The sequence below is a fragment of the Cryobacterium shii genome (assembly GCF_004402595.1).
Taxonomy (GTDB): Bacteria; Actinomycetota; Actinomycetes; order Actinomycetales; family Microbacteriaceae; genus Cryobacterium; species Cryobacterium shii.
The window spans coordinates 77,973-94,768 of record NZ_SOFY01000074.1; the positions used below are offsets into that span (position 1 = coordinate 77,973).

At 68.3% G+C, this 16,796-nt stretch carries 16 protein-coding genes; 10 read left to right on the forward strand and 6 right to left on the reverse strand.

The window, feature by feature from the left end:
* Positions 1-4: 4 nt before the first annotated feature.
* Both E3O49_RS13875 and E3O49_RS13880 read right to left on the reverse strand, forming a co-directional pair.
* On the reverse strand, positions 5-1,714 hold the full coding sequence (locus E3O49_RS13875) for a sensor histidine kinase (RefSeq protein ID WP_134365270.1): 1,710 nt from the start codon (positions 1,712-1,714) through the stop codon (positions 5-7).
* Between the two features lie 31 nt (positions 1,715-1,745).
* The gene (locus tag E3O49_RS13880; protein WP_134365269.1) at positions 1,746-2,438 is read right to left on the reverse strand and encodes a response regulator transcription factor; all 693 of its coding nucleotides are present in this window, start codon (positions 2,436-2,438) and stop codon (positions 1,746-1,748) included.
* A gap of 109 nt (positions 2,439-2,547) precedes the next feature.
* Here E3O49_RS13880 and E3O49_RS13885 point away from each other — a divergent pair, with 109 nt between their 5' ends.
* Genes E3O49_RS13885 through E3O49_RS13895 form a run of 3 tightly spaced genes read left to right on the forward strand, consistent with a single transcriptional unit; the run spans position 2,548 to position 5,446 of the window.
* Positions 2,548-3,801, forward strand: coding sequence for an NAD(P)/FAD-dependent oxidoreductase (locus E3O49_RS13885; RefSeq protein ID WP_134365268.1), 1,254 nt, complete (start codon positions 2,548-2,550; stop codon positions 3,799-3,801).
* 1 nt (position 3,802) lies between these two features.
* Positions 3,803-4,711 (forward strand): dihydropteroate synthase, encoded by a 909-nt coding sequence (gene folP, locus E3O49_RS13890; RefSeq protein WP_370262707.1) that lies wholly within the window; start codon positions 3,803-3,805, stop codon positions 4,709-4,711.
* A 3-nt stretch (positions 4,712-4,714) separates the two neighbouring features.
* Positions 4,715-5,446 carry a pyrimidine reductase family protein gene (locus E3O49_RS13895; protein WP_134365266.1) on the forward strand — a complete coding sequence of 244 codons (732 nt, stop codon included), beginning with the start codon at positions 4,715-4,717 and terminating at the stop codon, positions 5,444-5,446.
* A gap of 87 nt (positions 5,447-5,533) precedes the next feature.
* Here E3O49_RS13895 and E3O49_RS13900 read toward each other — a convergent pair whose 3' ends face one another.
* Genes E3O49_RS13900 through E3O49_RS13910 form a run of 3 tightly spaced genes read right to left on the reverse strand, consistent with a single transcriptional unit; the run spans position 5,534 to position 9,406 of the window.
* On the reverse strand, positions 5,534-7,189 hold the full coding sequence (locus E3O49_RS13900) for a DNA repair helicase XPB (protein ID WP_134365265.1): 1,656 nt from the start codon (positions 7,187-7,189) through the stop codon (positions 5,534-5,536).
* A 43-nt stretch (positions 7,190-7,232) separates the two neighbouring features.
* Entirely contained in the window at positions 7,233-9,128 is a 1,896-nt protein-coding gene (locus E3O49_RS13905) for a helicase-associated domain-containing protein (protein WP_134365264.1), read from the reverse strand.
* A 2-nt stretch (positions 9,129-9,130) separates the two neighbouring features.
* Positions 9,131-9,406: a hypothetical protein gene (locus E3O49_RS13910; RefSeq protein ID WP_134365263.1), complete on the reverse strand. Its 276-nt coding sequence runs from the start codon at positions 9,404-9,406 to the stop codon at positions 9,131-9,133.
* A gap of 92 nt (positions 9,407-9,498) precedes the next feature.
* On the opposite strand from E3O49_RS13910, the gene E3O49_RS13915 reads away from it, so the two are divergent.
* Both E3O49_RS13915 and E3O49_RS13920 read left to right on the forward strand, forming a co-directional pair.
* Positions 9,499-9,879 (forward strand): cold-shock protein, encoded by a 381-nt coding sequence (locus E3O49_RS13915; RefSeq protein WP_134365313.1) that lies wholly within the window; start codon positions 9,499-9,501, stop codon positions 9,877-9,879.
* On the forward strand, positions 9,872-10,459 hold the full coding sequence (locus tag E3O49_RS13920) for a DUF3027 domain-containing protein (RefSeq protein ID WP_134365262.1): 588 nt from the start codon (positions 9,872-9,874) through the stop codon (positions 10,457-10,459). Before E3O49_RS13915 ends, E3O49_RS13920 begins: the two co-directional genes overlap by 8 nt.
* 142 nt (positions 10,460-10,601) lie before the next feature.
* On the opposite strand, the gene serC is transcribed toward E3O49_RS13920, so the two are convergent.
* The gene (gene serC / locus E3O49_RS13930) at positions 10,602-11,720 is read right to left on the reverse strand and encodes a phosphoserine transaminase (RefSeq protein WP_134365260.1); all 1,119 of its coding nucleotides are present in this window, start codon (positions 11,718-11,720) and stop codon (positions 10,602-10,604) included.
* A 72-nt stretch (positions 11,721-11,792) separates the two neighbouring features.
* On the opposite strand from serC, the gene E3O49_RS13935 reads away from it, so the two are divergent.
* The 5 genes from E3O49_RS13935 to E3O49_RS13955 all read left to right on the forward strand — a co-directional run.
* A complete protein-coding gene (locus tag E3O49_RS13935) occupies positions 11,793-12,500 on the forward strand; it encodes an iron-dependent transcriptional repressor DtxR (protein ID WP_134365259.1) in 708 nt (235 codons plus the stop codon).
* A gap of 425 nt (positions 12,501-12,925) precedes the next feature.
* Positions 12,926-13,627 carry a C40 family peptidase gene (locus tag E3O49_RS13940; RefSeq protein ID WP_134365258.1) on the forward strand — a complete coding sequence of 234 codons (702 nt, stop codon included), beginning with the start codon at positions 12,926-12,928 and terminating at the stop codon, positions 13,625-13,627.
* 337 nt (positions 13,628-13,964) lie between these two features.
* Positions 13,965-14,462 (forward strand): HNH endonuclease, encoded by a 498-nt coding sequence (locus E3O49_RS13945; RefSeq protein ID WP_134365257.1) that lies wholly within the window; start codon positions 13,965-13,967, stop codon positions 14,460-14,462.
* A 453-nt stretch (positions 14,463-14,915) separates the two neighbouring features.
* Complete coding sequence (locus E3O49_RS13950; protein ID WP_160141117.1) at positions 14,916-15,623, forward strand: CHAP domain-containing protein; 708 nt, start codon at positions 14,916-14,918, stop codon at positions 15,621-15,623.
* 248 nt (positions 15,624-15,871) lie between these two features.
* A partial coding sequence (locus E3O49_RS13955) for a DUF222 domain-containing protein (protein ID WP_134451788.1) occupies positions 15,872-16,796 on the forward strand: 925 nt, incomplete at its 3' end.

A 16,796-nucleotide genomic window follows, 5' to 3' on the forward strand; every position in this document is an offset into this window, starting at 1 on the left:
TCGGCTACGGCGTGGTGGGGGCCAGGCGCTGCGGCGCGTTCGGCGAACCGGCCAGCGGGAACCAGACCCGGAACGTCGCCCCGCCGCCGGGGGTGTCCACGACCTGCACCGTGCCGTTGTGGCTGGCCACGATGGAGGCGACGATGGCCAGACCGAGGCCGCTGCCGCCGGTCTCCCGGGCGCGAGACGTGTCGGCGCGCCAGAAACGCTGGAAGATCTTGTCCCGGATCTGTGGCGGGATTCCCTCGCCGTGATCGATGACGGCGATGGATGCCCGCTGGTTGCGACGGTCGACCGCCACCTCGAGTTCCACCGGACTGTCGGCGGGGCTGAAGCGGAGCGCATTTCCCATCAGATTCGTGATGACCTGCCGGATCTTGTTCTCCTCGGCCATCACCACGGCCTGCACACTGACCGGGGCTGTTTCCGGAGCGGGCTCGGCCGGAGGGGTCGGGACATCCGTCTTGCGCGGTTTGCGCGTGCGCAGGCGGGCCAGGGTGGCGCCGGCGAACGAGACCGACCCCGCGGGCAGGGCGGTTTCCTCCGTTTTCGGGGCCGGCCCGGGGGTGGAAGGCACTTCGCCGGTGGAGTGCGCGAGGTCGATGGCCTGGCGGTCGGTCGTGTCGTCGAACTCGGCCGGGGCGGCACTGACGACGGTCACGGTGCGGCCGGGGGAGGAGGCCATGGCGTCCAGGGCGGCGTCACGGGCCAGCGGTATCAGGTCGACGGGGGCAAGCGCGAGCGGTTTGGTCTCATCCAGTCGGGCCAGTTCGAGCAGGTCCTCGACCAGGCCGCCCATTCGGATGGCCTCCTTCTCGATGCGTTCCATGGCCTGGGCGATCTCCTCAGGGGACTGCAGCGCCCCCATCCGATACAGCTCGGCGTAGCCGCGGACCGAAACTAGCGGGGTGCGCAATTCATGGCTGGCGTCGCCCACGAACCGGCGCATCTGGTCGATCGTGCGAGCACGGTCCTTGAACAGGCGGTCGATGCGGCTGAGCATGGTGTTCAGCGATCGGTTGAGCCGGCCGACCTCGGTGTTCGGGGTGGCGCCGCCGAGCCGCTGGCTGAAGTCCCCGTCGGCGATGGCCGCGGCCGTGCGTTCCACCTCGCGGAGGGGGGCGAAGGTGCTCGTGACCAGCAGACGGGTGAGCAGCGCGCCGACGAGCACGACGCCGAGTCCGAACCCCAGGAAAATGGTGAGGTAGGTGGCCATGGTGTTCTCGGTGGGCTTCAGGGACACGGCCATGACCAGTGTTCCCAACGTCCCCTGCGGGGAGATCACCAGGGGAACCGCGACCGCCAGGAACTGGGTGTCGCCCGCCCCGTCCTTCAGGGTCATGGTCTTGCCGTCGAGCTCGATCACGGTCTGCAGATCCAGCGGTATCGAAATCTGTGGAAGCTCACGGGCGGGGCGCTCGCGCCAGGTGTGGTTCTTGAGGTTGCCGTGTTCGTCGTAGAGCGCGACGAAATAGTCGGAGGAGACGACGGCCGTGGTGCCCTGGCCGAGCGCGGCGGCCGAGTAGCTGTTCGACGCGGTCTGAGCATCCGCCTGCAGCTGGGCATCCACCTGCTGGATGACGTACTGGCGCAGCATGGCCATGGTGCCGATGCCGGACACGAGCAGCCCCAGCGTCAGCATCAGAACCGTCACGCCGGTGATCTTCGACCGAAGGGAAACGCGGCTCCACCGCTCCATGAGTGACTGATGCATGAGGCCCTCAGTGTATGGGCGCAGCCTGTGACTACGCCTTGGCCGCCTTGAGCATGTAGCCGAAACCGCGCTTGGTCTGGATCAGGGGCTCGGTGGAGTGGGCGTCCACCTTGCGGCGGAGGTAGGAGATGTAGGACTCGACGATGCCGGCGTCGCCGTTGAAGTCGTACTCCCAGACGTGGTCCAGGATCTGAGCCTTGGACAGCACCCGGTTCGGATTCAGCATCAGGTAGCGCAGGAGCTTGAACTCGGTGGGGCTCAGCTCGATCGGCTCGTCACCGACCAGCACCTCGTGGGTGTCCTGGTCCATCGTGAGCTCGCCGGCCCGGATGACAGCATCTTCGTCGGCGTGCATGGTGCGCCGGAGGATCGCCTTGATCCGGGCCACGATCTCGTCGAGGCTGAACGGCTTCGTGACGTAATCGTCCCCGCCGACCGTCAACCCGGTGATCTTGTCTTCGGTGTCGTCCTTGGCGGTGAGGAAGAGGATCGGGGCCGTGTAGCCGGCCGAGCGCAGGCGCTTGGTCACGCCGAACCCGTTCATGTCCGGCAGCATGACGTCGAGGATGATGAGGTCGGGCTCCTCCTCGAGGACGGCGGAGATCGCCTGGGCGCCGTTGCCGACGGCTCGCACGGCGAAGCCGGCGAAGCGCAAGCTGGTGGTGAGGAGATCCCGGATGTTGGGCTCGTCGTCGACAATAAGGATGCGGGGGCCATCAGTCATGCTCCCAGTATCTGCGCGTTAGCTGGAAGCATGCTGTGAGCACCCGGTATGCCCTTGTGCTGGGTATATTGGGTGGTAAATCGCGCACCTTCGACGTTGGGAGATCGGTATGCGCACTCCGACTTTCGTAGTTGTCGGGGCCGGCCTCGCTGGCGCACGGGCGGCGGAGACCTTCCGATCGGAGGGGTTCACCGGCCGGATCGTGCTGGTCGCGGGCGAGAACGAGTACCCGTACATCAGACCGCCGTTGTCCAAGGGGTTCCTGACCGGCGCCGAGGAACGGCACGCGATCTACGTCCACCCGGCCGAGTGGTACAACGAGCGGGAGATCGAGGTCAAACGGGGGTGTCAGGCCCGGGCCATCGCCCTGGACACCCACGAGCTGGCGCTGCCGGACCGGGAGTCGCTGCGGTATGACAAGTTGCTGCTCGCCACGGGCGCCTCTGCCCGGCCCTTTCCCGGGGCGGGCGCTGATCTGGCCGGGGTGTTCCGGTTGCGAACGGCCCGGGACTCCGAGACGCTTCGCACCGAGCTGGCGCGGGGCGACCGCCACGTGGTGATCGTCGGGGCCGGCTGGATCGGGCTGGAAGTCGCCTCCGCCGCGCGCGGCTACGGGAACGCCGTGACGGTTCTCGGGCGCGAGACGGTGCCCCTGAACACCGCCATCGGCGACCAGGCGGGCGCCGTGTTCGCGCAATTGCACCGCGAGAACGGCGTGGAACTGCGGATGGAAACGCTGGTCGCGCGGCTGACCGGCGAGAACGGGGTGGTCACGGGAGTCGCGCTGGCCGGGGGCGAGGTGGTCCCCGCCGATGTGGTCGTGGTCGGGATCGGAGCCGTGCCGAACACGGAGCTGGCGGTGAGCGCGGGGCTGGCGGTGGACAACGGGATCGTCGTCGACGCGGCGTTCCGGTCGATCGACCCGGATGTCTACGCGGTCGGCGACGTCGCCAGCGTGTTCCACCCCGTGCTCCGGCAGCACCTCAGGGTTGAACACTGGGACAATGCGGAGCGCGCCGGCGCCGCTGCCGGCCGGTCCATGCTCGATCAGGCGGTCAGCTACGACCAGATTCCGTACTTCTATACCGACCAGTTCGACCTGGGGATGGAATACTCGGGATACGGCCCGCTGGCGCGGGACGCGGTGGTCGTGTTCCGCGGCGACCGGGCGGCCCGGAAGTTCATCGCCTTCTGGGTGGCCGAGGGCTTGGTCGTCGCCGGGATGAACGTGAACGTGTGGGACGTCAACGAGACCGTGCAACGATTCATCAGTTTGAGGGTGCGGGTCGACCCGGCCCGGCTTGCGGATGAAAGAGTTGCACTCGACGACCTGCTCGTCGGAGCATCGGAATGGAGGACCTGACGTGGACAACGCCAACACCCGACTGGCGCCGCTGCGTCCGGAGGTGATCCATCCTCGCCGACTGATCGGCGGCCGAGTGTTCGATTTCTCCCGCGAGGTGGTCGTGATGGCCATCGTCAACCGCACGCCCGACTCGTTCTACGACCGCGGCGCGACATTCGCGCTCGACCAGGCCGTGCAGGCCGCCCGGCAGGCGATCGACGATGGAGCCGACTGGGTGGACATCGGCGGGGTGAAATTCGCGCCGGGTCCAATGATCCCGGTTCAGGAGGAGATCGATCGGGTCGTCCCCGTGGTCGAGGCGCTGCGCGGCTTCGGGGTCGTCATCTCGGTCGACACTTTCCATCCCGCGGTGGCCCGCGCCGCATTGGCGGCCGGTGCGCACGTGATCAACGACACCACGGGCGTGCACGACCCGGCCATGGCCGATGTGGTCGCGGACAGCGACGCGACGCTCGTGATCACCCACAGCCTCGCCCCGCCGCGCACCCCCTGGCCGATGCCCACCTACGGCGACGTCGTCGAGGAGGTCGCGGCCTTCCTGCGCGAACGGGTCGAACTCGCTCTCAGCCGGGGCGTGCCCGCCGATCGGATCGTCGTCGACCCCGGTCACGACCTGAACAAGAACACCTACCACTCGCTCGAACTCACCCGGCGGCTCGGCGAAATCGCCGCGCTCGGGTATCCGACCCTGGTGGCGGTGTCGAACAAGGACTTCATCGGGGAGACGCTCGACCGGGAGCGGGGAGCGCGGGTGGAAGGTTCGCTCGCAGCCGCCGTCTACTGCATCCTGCAGGGTGCCCGGATCGTGCGGATGCACAACGTCACCGCGGCCGTCGATGCCGTGCGGATGACCGAGACGATCATGGGCTTCCGCGAACCCGCCTCCGTGCGCCACAACCTGGTCTGACCGATGCTGGCGCAGGGCGACCTCATCACGCGGTACGCGGTGGCCGATCGCACGGTTCCGAGGCTGCGGGTGAATTTCATCTCCAGCCTCGACGGGGCCGCCACGCACGACGGCCTGAGCGGTGGGCTGAACAATGACGACGACAAACTCGTCTTCGATACGCTGCGTCTGCTCTCCGACGTGATCGTCGTCGGAGCGGGCACGGTGCGGGGCGAGGGGTACGGCGGCATCCGTCTGGACCCCGCGGATGCCGCGTGGCGCACCGCGCGAGGGCTTCCGGCGCAGCTGCCGGTCGCGATCGTGTCGTCGCGGCTGGACATCGACCCCGGGCATGCCGTGTTCACCGAGGCGCTGGTGCGGCCACTCGTCGTGACGCACGCGGCATCCTCGGCCAAGCGTCGCCGGGACCTCGCGGAGGTCGCCGACATCCTGATCTGCGGCGAGGACGCCGTCGACCCGCGACGGATGGTCGACGCCCTCGCCGCCCGGGGCCTGAGCCAGGTGCTCTGCGAGGGCGGGCCGCACCTGTTCGGCGCCCTGATCGAGGCGGACTGCGTCGACGAGCTGTGCCTGACGATCAGCCCCGTGCTCGAGGCCGGCGGCGCGGGCCGGATCGCCCGGAGCGGCACGGCCGCCACCCGGCGGATGGCGTTGCTGCAGGTGCTCACCGCGGGCGATATGCTCTTCCTGCGCTATGGCCGCCGCGAGGAGTCCGAGGAGGCCGAGGAGACCTGACGACTCCGCCGAACCGTGAGTTGCGCCCCCATTCCGGCCGGGAAACGGGGCCGAACTCACGGCTCGGCGGCGAGGCGGAGGGACGGGTCAGGCGGTGACGGTCTGCGCGTCGAGGTTCTGCGAGTCGAGGATCGTGTAGCTGTAACCCTGCTCGGCCAGGAAGCGCTGGCGGTTCTGGGCGAAGTCCTGGTCGACCGTGTCGCGGGCGACCAGGGTGTAGAAGTTCGCGGAGAGGCCGGATTCCTTCGGGCGGAGCAGGCGTCCGAGGCGCTGCGCCTCTTCCTGGCGTGAGCCGAAGGAACCGGAGACCTGGATGGCCACGGTCGCCTCGGGCAGGTCGACCGAAAAGTTAGCGACCTTGGAGACCACGAGCAGGTTCTCCTCGCCGACCCGGAAGGCCTGGTACAGGCGCTCACGCTCGTCGACGGGGGTCGCGCCGGTGAGCTTGGGCGCGTTCAGGGCCTCGGCGAGCTCGTCGATCTGGTCCAGGTACTGGCCGATGACCAGGATGCGTTCGCCCGGGTGCTTGGCGACCAGCCGCTTGACCACGTCCAGCTTGGCCGGCGCGGTGGCGGCCATCCGGTACCGCTCGTCGTCGGCGGCCGCCGCATAGCTCAACCGTTCGGACTGGGGCAGGTCGATCCGCACCTCGTAGCAGGAGGCGGGGGAGATGAAGCCCTGGGCTTCGATTTCCTTCCACGGGGCGTCGAATCGCTTGGGCCCGATCAGGCTGAACACGTCGCCCTCGCGGCCGTCCTCACGAACGAGGGTGGCCGTCAGGCCGAGGCGGCGGCGCGCCTGCAGCTCGGCGGTGAGCTTGAACACCGGGGCGGGCAGAAGATGCACCTCGTCGTAGACCACGAGTCCCCAGTCCATCGCGTCGAGCAGCTCGAGGTGGGCGTACTCACCCTTCCGCTTGGCGGTGAGGATCTGGTAGGTCGCGATCGTGACGGGCTTGACCTCCTTGACCTGGCCGGAGTACTCGCCGATCTCGTCGGCCGTCAGGGTGGTGCGCTTGAGCAGCTCGTCGCGCCACTGCCTGGCCGAGACGGTGTTCGTGACGAGGATGAGCGTGTTGGTCTTCGCGGTGGCCATGGCCCCGGCTCCGACCAGGGTTTTCCCGGCGCCGCAGGGCAGCACGACGACGCCGGAGCCGCCGTCGAAGAAGCTGGCGACGGCCTTGTTCTGGTAGTCGCGCAGCGCCCAGCCGTTTTCGAGCAGGGCGATCGGATGCGGCGTGCCGGGCGTGTACCCGGCGAGGTCCTCGGCCGGCCAGCCCAGTTTGACCAGCTCCTGCTTGAGCTGCCCGCGGGCCCACGCCTCGACCAGGAACGAGTCGGGGGAGGGGCGCCCGATCAGCAGGGGCGCGATGCGCTTGGCGCCGGCCACCTCGGTGAGCACGGCTTCGTCGTTGCTCTGCAGGATGAGCCGGCCCTCGGCGTCGCGCTCGATCACGAGACGTCCGTACCGGCCGACGGTCTCCGTGATGTCCACGCTGACGGTCTGCGGGATGGCGAACTTGGAGTACTTCTCGAGCGTGGCCAGCATGTCGGAGGCGTCATGCCCGGCGGCCCGCGCATTCCACAGCCCGAGCCGGGTGATCCGGTAGGTGTGGATGTGCTCGGGAGCGCGCTCCAGCTCGGCGAATACGGCCAGATCATGGCGCGCATCCTCGGCGAAAGGGTGCGCCACTTCGAGCAAAACCGTGCGGTCACTTTGGACGATCAGAGGGCCATCAGACATAGCCGTCAATCCTACGCCCGCTCGGCCCCGCGGCTTGCACCCTTTACGGGGCCGGCGTGATGCTGATGATGCTGGACAAGGGAAGGGTGCGCTCGATGTCGGCGCGACGGTCCCGGGCGCGGAAGCGTCCGCCGCCCACGCTCGCCGGCTCCAGCAGGTAGTCGACCACGACGCCGCCGGGCATGGCGATGCTGACGACGACGGTCTGCTTCGACTTGATCGCGGCGTCGAGCTGCCGGGCGAGCCAGGCATCCGCAGCCTGGCCCTCACCGCCGTCGGCGGCCCGCAGCTTCTCGACCAGCGCGATCGTGGGATCCGTATTGGGGACCGGCACGATCCGGGCCAGCTGGTGACGGCGCAGGTGCACGATCTCGTGTGTGGCGTCTTCGGCGGCGACGGGATAACGCGCGTCGGTGAGCGCCCAGAAGACCACATCCGAGGCGAACCGGCTGGTCAACCGCGTCTCGGCGGCGGGGACGAGCCCCAGGGATGCCAGGGTCTGGTCGACCGCGATGGTGCCGAGCAGCGCGGTGTCGTCCGAGACCACATAGCTCAGGAACGGCGCCTCGTCCGGGCGGGCGGCCCCGACCCTGACCCGGCCGTACCGGGCGGCCGATTCACGGATCAGGTAGTCCACGGGTTGCGGGATGCCGGTCAGCGAGACGGCGCGCAGGAACTCCAGCAGCGATTCGGCGGTCTCCCCGGCCGCGAGGGCGCGGTTGACGGAGTTCGCGGTGATGCGGTAGCTGAGGGCAAGCTCCCGGCTTTCCACGTCGGCGAGGCCACGGAGCCGGGTGTCGATCGAGGGGGCGAGCGGCCCGGGGGACACGATCGACAAGTCGTGCTGCAGGTAGACGGCGCCGCCGGTGGCTGGCAGGGAAGCCGCCATCGTCAGGGTGGCCGCCTCCAGGTCTCCCGCGAGCACCTGGGCTCCGGCCGGGCTCGTGGTCTGGTTGGCCGTGATGCCGAGCAGTTCCGCGTCCTCGGCGAACTCGGTCACCCGGTCGTCCATCCACTGGCCGCCGGCCGGGTAGAGCCAGACCACGAAGCCGCGCAGGACGTCGCCCCAGGAGACGCCGGGGCGGTGGGCGAGGATGCCGCGCACATCCGCCGGCAGCGCGGCGTGCCAGGCGTCGGCGAGCACCGCCCAGCGGCGGGCGGTGCCCTCGAGCAGCCAGGCCTCGCCGGCCTCGGTCTCGTTCCAGTAGCCGTCGGAGTGCGCGATCAGTTCGGCCCGGGCCGCCGTGGCCACGAACGAGGGGACGGCCTCGAGCTCGACGCCCATCACCGCGGCGAGCCGCTTGGTGTCGGGCAAGCCGAGGCCGCCCCGGCTGAGTTCCCTGGCCGGTTCGCGGGCCAGCTCGGTGACGAGCTCGGCGACGGATGACACGGCGCCGAAGGCGCGCTCGGCGGCGAGGCGGTCGGTGAACCGGTCGGTGGTGGCGACGCCGGCCAGCGCGGCGGGCGCCGGGACGCCGGCCAGCTGCACGGCCGTCGGCAGCCCCAGCTCCGGCCAGGTGAGCAGCTGGTCGTGGACCGCGTCGTAGGGGCTGAACCGGTGACCGTCCAGGCGCGCGAGCATCAGCGCGTCGAGCTCGGCGGCGCGAGCCGCGACCTCCGTCACGGCGACGGGTGATCCGGACAGCGCCCCGAGCCGTTCGGCCAGCCGGGCCAGGGTCGGGGCGGTGCTCGGGGGTGCCGCGTCGGCATCCGTCGCCGCCGATTGGCCCTCGGTGGCCAGCTCGCCGGCCACCGTGAGCACGGAGAGCGTGGCCCGGTCGAGCCGGGTCAGCACGCGTTGGATCGCGTCCGGATCGAGCAGCGCCTCGGCGAGGTCGAAGAAGTCGCGGATGCCGACGGCTGAGACATTGCGGACGGCCAGAGTGCGGCGCAGCGTTGCGTCATCCAGTGCGCGAAGGCGTGAAGCGAGCGTGAGCATGGCTACTCCTTGTTCTGTCGTGCCTCGCGTGCGCGGCGCAGTCCGGTCATCACCATCAGGGCGATGATCAGGACGAACCCGATTGGCAAGCCGAAAAGCGGCAAGGCGAGTATCAACGGCCAGACCCCCTGGCCGAATCCGTTGTTCGCTCCAGCCCCGACTGCGGTGCCGATGATGACGGCAAGGAAAGCGAGGATGGACAGACCCACCACACCCGCAACCATGTAAGCAAGGATGCGTTCGAGCCGGCTGGCGGCTTGTGGAGTTTGATTGGTCACAGTCCCAAGGATACGGGCAGGGACCGGCGCAACCGAATATGCTGGGTGCGGTCGGCGCGCATCCCGCGCGCCCGGAATCCAGCGAGGTCCAGATGCCCACCGGCAAGGTCAAGTTCTACGACGAGGAGAAGGGTTTCGGCTTCATCACCTCTGATGAAGGCCACGAGGTCTTCCTCCACGCTTCTGCGCTGCCCGCCGGAGTAACGGTCAAGGCAGGAACCAAGCTCGAATTCGGGATCGCCGACGGCAAGCGCGGAGCGCAGGCCCTGTCGGTTCGGATCATCGAGGCCCCGCCGAGCCTGGCCAAGCTCAGCCGCAAGCCGGCTGACGACATGAACATCATCATCGAAGACCTGGTGAAGCTGCTCGACGGCATCGGCGCCAGCCTGCGACGCGGCCGCTACCCGGACAGCGCGCACAGCCACAAGATCGCCGCCATGCTGCGCAAGGTCGCGGAGGAACTCGATGCCTGAGGCCGTCGCTGACGCTCGGCTCCTGGCCGCCGTCGACCAGGCCCGCGCCGCGCTCCTCGAGATCACCCCGGCCGATACCGTCGGCGAACCGCTCGGCCACATCGTCGAGGGCGAACACGTCCTGTCGCTGCTGTTCGACTGCAACCTGCCCGGCTACCCGGGCTGGCGCTGGACGGTCAGTCTCTCCCGTGTGGACGAGGACTCGGAGCCCAGCGTTCTCGAAGCCGAGCTCACGCCGGGCGACGACGCGCTGATCGCGCCGGAGTGGGTGCCGTGGTCTGACCGGCTCGCCGACTACCGCACGGCTCAGGAACTCGCCGCTGCCGTGGCCGCGGCCGAGACGCTCGACCTGGACGACGAGGACGAAGACGACCTCGACGAAGACGAAGACGAGTCCGACGAGGACGACCTCGACGATGAGGAAGACGACGAAGAAGACCGCGGCGAGGATGTCCTGGACGGGATCGACTTCGGTGAGGGCCTAGCGGCGCCGCACCTGAACCCAGACGAGTCCGGCGAGGCCGAGGCCGAGGCCGATGACGGCGCACCAGAGCCACCAGCCGAGCCCGGCCGCCACTAGCTCCGCACGGAACACGAACGCCAGGGCGACGGCGAGGAGCCAGCCTGCGGAGCCCGCAAGGAAAGCCTTGCGGGCATCCGTTCGGGCAGGCAGCGGATCGGGCCGTCGTTCACTGTCCTTCAGCCAGATCCGCATGCCGGGACTACTGACCCAGGTTCTGCACAACGAACTCGATCGACTTGACGAGCTGACGCACGTCGGAGGGCTCGATCGCGGTGAATGTGGCGACGCGCAACTGGTTGCGCCCGAGCTTGCGGTAGGGCTCGGTGTCGGAGATCCCGTTGGCGCGCAGCGTCTTGGCGATCGCTGCGGCGTCGATCGAGTCGTCGAAGTCGATCGTCGCGACGACCTGCGACCGGTGCGTCGGGTCGGTGACATACGGCGTCGCGTAGGAGACGCTCTCGGCCCAGTCGTAGAGAACGGATGACGACTCACGGGTGCGCGCGGAAGCCCACGCCAGTCCGCCGTTGCCGTTGATCCAGTCGAGCTGGTTCTCGATCAGCAGGAGGGTGGCCACGGCCGGCGTGTTCAGCGTCTGGTTCAGGCGCGAGTTGTCGATCGCGTTCTTCAGACTGAGGAACTCCGGGATGTACCGCCCGCTGGCGGCGATCCGTTCGACCCGCTCGATCGCTGCGGGGGAGAAGAGGGCCATCCACAGGCCGCCGTCTGCAGCGAGGTTCTTCTGGGGAGCGAAGTAGTAGGCATCCGCCTGGTCTGCTTCGTAGTCGATCCCGGCGGCGGCGCTGGTGGCGTCGATCACGGTCAGGGCGCCGGGGTCGGCGACCACGCGGGTCACCGGGGCCATCACGCCGGTCGAGGTTTCGTTCTGCGGCCAGGCGTAGACGTCCACGCCTTCGGTCGGTACGAACTCGCTCCGGGAGCCGGCCGGCGCCTTGATCACATCGGGGGCGGTAAGGAAGGGGGCGGCGGCTGCGGCGGCGAACTTGCCGCCGAACTCGCCGAAGACGAGGTTCTGGCTGCGCTCGGAAATAAGGGAGAAAGCAGCGGCATCCCAGAACGCGGTGGACCCGCCGTTGCCGAGAATAACTTCATAACCGTCCGGAGCGCGCAGCAGCTCCGAGAGGCCGGAACGCACGCGCCCGACGAGGTTTTTAACGGGAGCCTGACGGTGAGAGGTGCCGATGACACCCGCGCCGACCTTTGCTAGATAATCGAGTTGCTCCTGGCGGACTTTGGACGGGCCACAGCCAAATCGCCCATCAACGGGCAGAAGTTCGGAGGGAATTTTCAGTGTCGACATGGCCACGATTCTATCCGTCGTCGACCGGACGATAAGGTTGGCCATTGACGGAGGCTGACAGGAAGGCTCGGTATGGCAGATCTCATCGACACCACCGAAATGTACCTCCGCACGATCCTCGATCTCGAGGAGGAGGACATCGTTCCTCTTCGTGCCCGCATCTCCGAACGCCTCGGTCAATCCGGTCCCACCGTGTCCCAGACCGTGGCCCGGATGGAGCGCGACGGCCTCGTCGTGGTGTCCGGCGACCGGCACCTCGAGCTCACCGTCGACGGGCGGCGCAAGGCCGTGCACGTGATGCGCAAGCACCGTCTCGCCGAGCGACTCCTGAGCGACGTGATCGGTCTCGAATGGGAGTTCGTTCACGACGAAGCCTGTCGCTGGGAACACGTGATGAGCGAGCAGGTCGAGCGCAAGATCCTTGAAATCCTCGGTCACCCCACCGAATCCCCGTACGGCAACCCGATTCCCGGACTCGATGAGCTGGGCGATTCCCCGGCCGTCGCGTTCATGGCCGGCGTGACGAACCTGGTCGACGTGGTCTCGCGTTCCTCCGAACCGGTGACCGCCGTGGTGCGCCGGCTCGGCGAGCCCGTGCAGGTCGATCCGGTACTCCTGGCGCAACTGAAGAACTCCGGGATCATGCCCGGCGCGTTGGGGGTCTTCTCCGCCGTCGGATCGTACGTTCTCGTCACGGTCGACGGCTTCGGCGACGGCCTGGAACTGCCGAACGAGGTCGCGAGCCACATCTTCGTGACCACTCCGGTGGCCGGCGCGTAGCCCATCACTGCCGCTTTCCGGCTCGATTCCGCCGCGCTGGATGCTGCGAATCCGCCTGATTCTGTTACCAATTTGTTAGAAATATCCCGGATTGAGTGACAAACGGATGAACGTCACGTAGCTTGGAGGCGTCCCACAGGCCAACTTCCGGTCGACGGGCCCGGATCAAGACGCCTTTCTCTCCCATCTCTTGCCTCGGTACTCACACGCGCCCAGCGCATTGGATGGGGCAACTACCTAGTGTTGTCGAGGCGCCGGAGGTAAACACTTTGGCTGCATTAGGTAATAAATCATTGCGTCGAGCCCGAAACTCGACGTCCGGCACCATCGACAGGGTCCACTCGGAGCTCGGCCTCTACCAGCCTCCCGCTCCCCGTCCAAAATCGCGTTCCCGCCGCCGGGGCGCGGTGGCGAACATCATCTTCATGACCTTGGCCAGCGGTTTGGTCGCGACCATGGCCCTCCCCGCCTACGCGTTCGCGCCGGCATCGGAGGGCGACCAGTTCGGGGCGAGTGCCGCGACCGAGCTGACGAAGTCCGGCGCCCAATCCGTGGAAGTCACGGACCAGGCCAACACGATCACCGTGGCTCGCGACGGTTTCTCGGCCACCAGCACCGAGGAGCTGGCGGCTTCGAAGGCGGCCACGAAGGCCGTCGCGGATGCCGCTGCGGCCGCCGCAGCGGCAGAGGCTAGCCGTCAGGCAGCCGCCGCGGCCATGACGACCTACGCGGCCTCTTATACCGGGCCCTCGACCGCCGACTATCTTGCGGCCCCGGCGCACCCGAGCTTCGATCTCGCATCCGTCTACGGCGTCGCCTCGCAGTACCAGGGCGTTCCCTATGTCTTCGGCGGGGCGACACCGGCCGGTTTCGACTGCTCCGGGTTCGTCATGTATGTCTACGCGCAGTTCGGCGTGTCCCTGCCGCACTCCTCCACCGGGCAGGGCGCCGTCGGAACTCGGATCTCCCTGGCCGAGGCCCAGCCGGGAGACTTGGTTATCATGGACGGCCACGACGGGTTCTACGCCGGCAACGGCAACATCCTGCACGCGCCCTATGAGGGCGCGTCGGTGCGCGTGCAGCCGATCTGGACCAGCTCGTACTACATCGTGCGGCTCGGCATCTGAGCGCAGGTGAACGTTCCGTAACACCTCGCACATTCGGCGCAGCACCCTATCGGGCTGTGCCGAATGTGAGTTAACCTGATGCTCTGATGTTCTGCGAGTTGTCGGGAGAGCCAATGCGTGAGCGGCGCACGATTCACACCATGGATCTGCGCTGCCGCTTCGCGCCGCGGCAGATCAGTCACACAACACTGAGTTGCGCGTGTCCCGGACACGCCGCTGCCTGCGGGGCGCCGTCCGAGTGACGACGCCCCTTTTGTGTATCTGCTCGCTCCCTTCTCGCTGACAGAAGACAGTTCGAATGGCTGGAAGCCGTCCAGCCCTTTTCGAAAGGGAACGCATGCGAACACTGGTCCTCAACGCGGGGTACGAGCCCCTTGCCGTGGTGTCATTCAAAAGGGCGCTCGTGCTGGTGATGAATCAGAAGGCCACGATCGTGCAGGCCGAGGAGGGGCATCCGGTCTGCGCGGCCTCCGGCACCTGGGAGCGGCCCAGCGTCATCCTGCTCACCCGTTACGTCCGCATCCCGCGGTCCAGGGCCGTGCCGGTCAGTCGCCGCGGCGTGCTGCGCCGGGATGACCACCGCTGCGGTTACTGCGGGAAGACGGCCAGCACGATCGATCATGTGCAGCCCCGCTCGCGCGGAGGCCGTGACAGCTGGGACAACCTGGTGGCCTGCTGCCTGCGCTGCAACAACCTCAAAAGCGACCGCACCCCGGGCGAGATGGGCTGGAAACTCCTGTTCGCCCCGCGGATGCCGCTGGGCACGACCTGGGTGGTGCGCGGCGCGGAGCGGCCGTTGCCGCAGTGGGACGAGTACCTCGCGCCTGCAGCGTGACGGCCGAACGATCGCCGATTGCCGAAGCTTGAATCTCGAATGTAACGGTGATGTAACGCCGCAGGGTGACTTCTCGGCCCCGTTCCCCTAGTGTGGTGGAGTGCCGACCTCGACTTCGGCCCTGTAGAGGATCATCTTTTGCCCCATCCCGGCGTACCCGGCAGTCCTGGTCCTTCAGCGAACCCCGTTCCCGTGCTCTCACGCCGGGAATTCCGCGCACGGCGCGAGGCTGCGGCGGCCGAGGCAGACGCGGCCGTTGCCGTTGGTGGCGCTCCTGTTCCCATCCCTGTCCCGGCCACGGATCCTCTGTTGTCGGTGTCGTCTCCCGGGGCGGATGTGGCCGCGATCGTGTCCCAGCCCCGTCTTCGTCAGCCGAAATCCCCGCCTCCCGCCGCGAAGGCACCCACCCGGCCAGCGCGCGCGTCGCACCGCCGCAGCCCGCTGAGGATCGCCGTGACGCTGCTGGCGATCCCCGGACTGTTCCTCACCGCGGGACTGCCCGCCTACGCCTTCTCTCCCGGAACAGGCGAGGGCAGCAGCATCGCCTCCGCTCATGCGCGGGCAACCCAGGACGCCCAGGGCGTCACCGTGGACGCTAGTGCGGTCGCGGTCACGGTCGCCCGGGACAGCTTCACCGCCACCTCGACGGAAGAACTCGCCGATCGGGCGGCCGAAGCCCTGTCCGCCCAGAAGGCCGCGGATGCGGCCAAGTCGGTTGCGGCCAACTTCGCGGTGTACGGCGTGCGGACGGAAGGCGACGACTACCCCTGGTTCGACCAGGCACCCGACACCCAGGGTGGCGGACTGTCACCCCTCGGCTATTACTACCGCGAATGCGTGGACTTCGTGGCCTGGCGTCTCAACCGGGATGCCGGCGCGACCAGCGCGCCGTGGGCCTGGACCTGGGGCTCCCTGACGCCCGGCGGCGGTGACGCGAGCAGCTGGTCCAGCGCCTGGTCGAACCATGGCTGGGCCACCGGCAAGACCCCCGTCGTCGGTGCGGTCGCCTGGTTCACGTACAACCACGTCGCCTATGTGCAGTCGATCAACGCCAACGGTTCCGTCGTGCTCGAGGAGTACAACTGGATGGGCAGCCACGCCTACCACACGCGCACGGTGTCGGCCAGCGAGGTCCCGAAGTTTCTCTACCCGCCCGCCTAGGGCTCTCCTCGCGCCACCTCTTCTCGGCTCGGCCTTTCGCCGCCGAGCCGTGAGTTGCGCCCCTTTTTCGCGCCCGGAGAGGGTCCGAACTCACGGCTCGGCGGGCTGTCGGGCCCGGTTTTGCGGCGCCTCACCGACCGGGGAATCCCACGAGTAACACCAGCCTCATTCGTAACTATCTGCGAAATACTTTGGTAAATAGTTGAGATAGTCTCGACACCACGTACGCTTTTTGCTAAAATCGGGGCATGGCAGGAGCATCCGCACCGCAGTCACCGGCCGCCCCGGCAGAGGCGGCAGATTCACCTGCGCAGCTGATCCGGCAAGTCGCCTTGGCCCTCGCCACTGTCCTTGACGACATCACGTTATCGCTACTCACTGACACGGGCGCCCTGGCCGTCCTTGGCGCGGTGGAGCAGCTCGGCCGCCGGGTCGACGCGGCCAGGGTGGCCACGGCGACGGATGTCGCGGACCGCTCCCGCAGCATCCTCGGCCACGACTCCCTGGCCTGGAAGCAGGGGGCCAGCAACGGCGTCGACCTGATCACGCGCCTCACCCGGGTCTCCGCCCGCGAAGCGAACCGGCGTGTGCGCCTCGGCGGCAACGTCTCGGATCGCCGGACCGGCACCAGCATGCTGCCCCCGTACTACCCGACCGTCGCCGCGGGACTGACCGCGGGCGACCTGGGTGTCGACGCGGCCGAGGCCATCGTCACGGCCCTCGACAAGGTCAGCCCGAGCGTCGCCCCGGACGACCTCCTGACCGCGGAACGTGCGCTGGTCGCCGCCGCTACCGGTGCCATCACCGAAGAAACAGCGGGGCTGCCGGGGGAGGGGTTCGCGTTCCCCGCGGACCTGATCCGGGGCATGGCCGTTCAGTGGCAGGCGCGCCTCGACCCCGACGGCACCGCCCCGAACGAAGACGTCGCCGAGCCGCGCAGCACCGTCGGGTTCGGCCTGCTCAGGGACGGCCTCTACCCCTTGCGGGGCGCCGTCACGGCCGAGCTGCGCGGCATCATGAACGGCATCTTCGACACCTACCTCTCCGCTCATGCGGCGCCCGCGTTCCCGAGCGCGGAGGAGCAGGCGCTGATGGACTCCGGGGAACTCATCCCGGGTTCCGAGGCCGCCGCCCTGAGCGATGATCGGAACGGCGGTGAGAAGCGTGCGGACA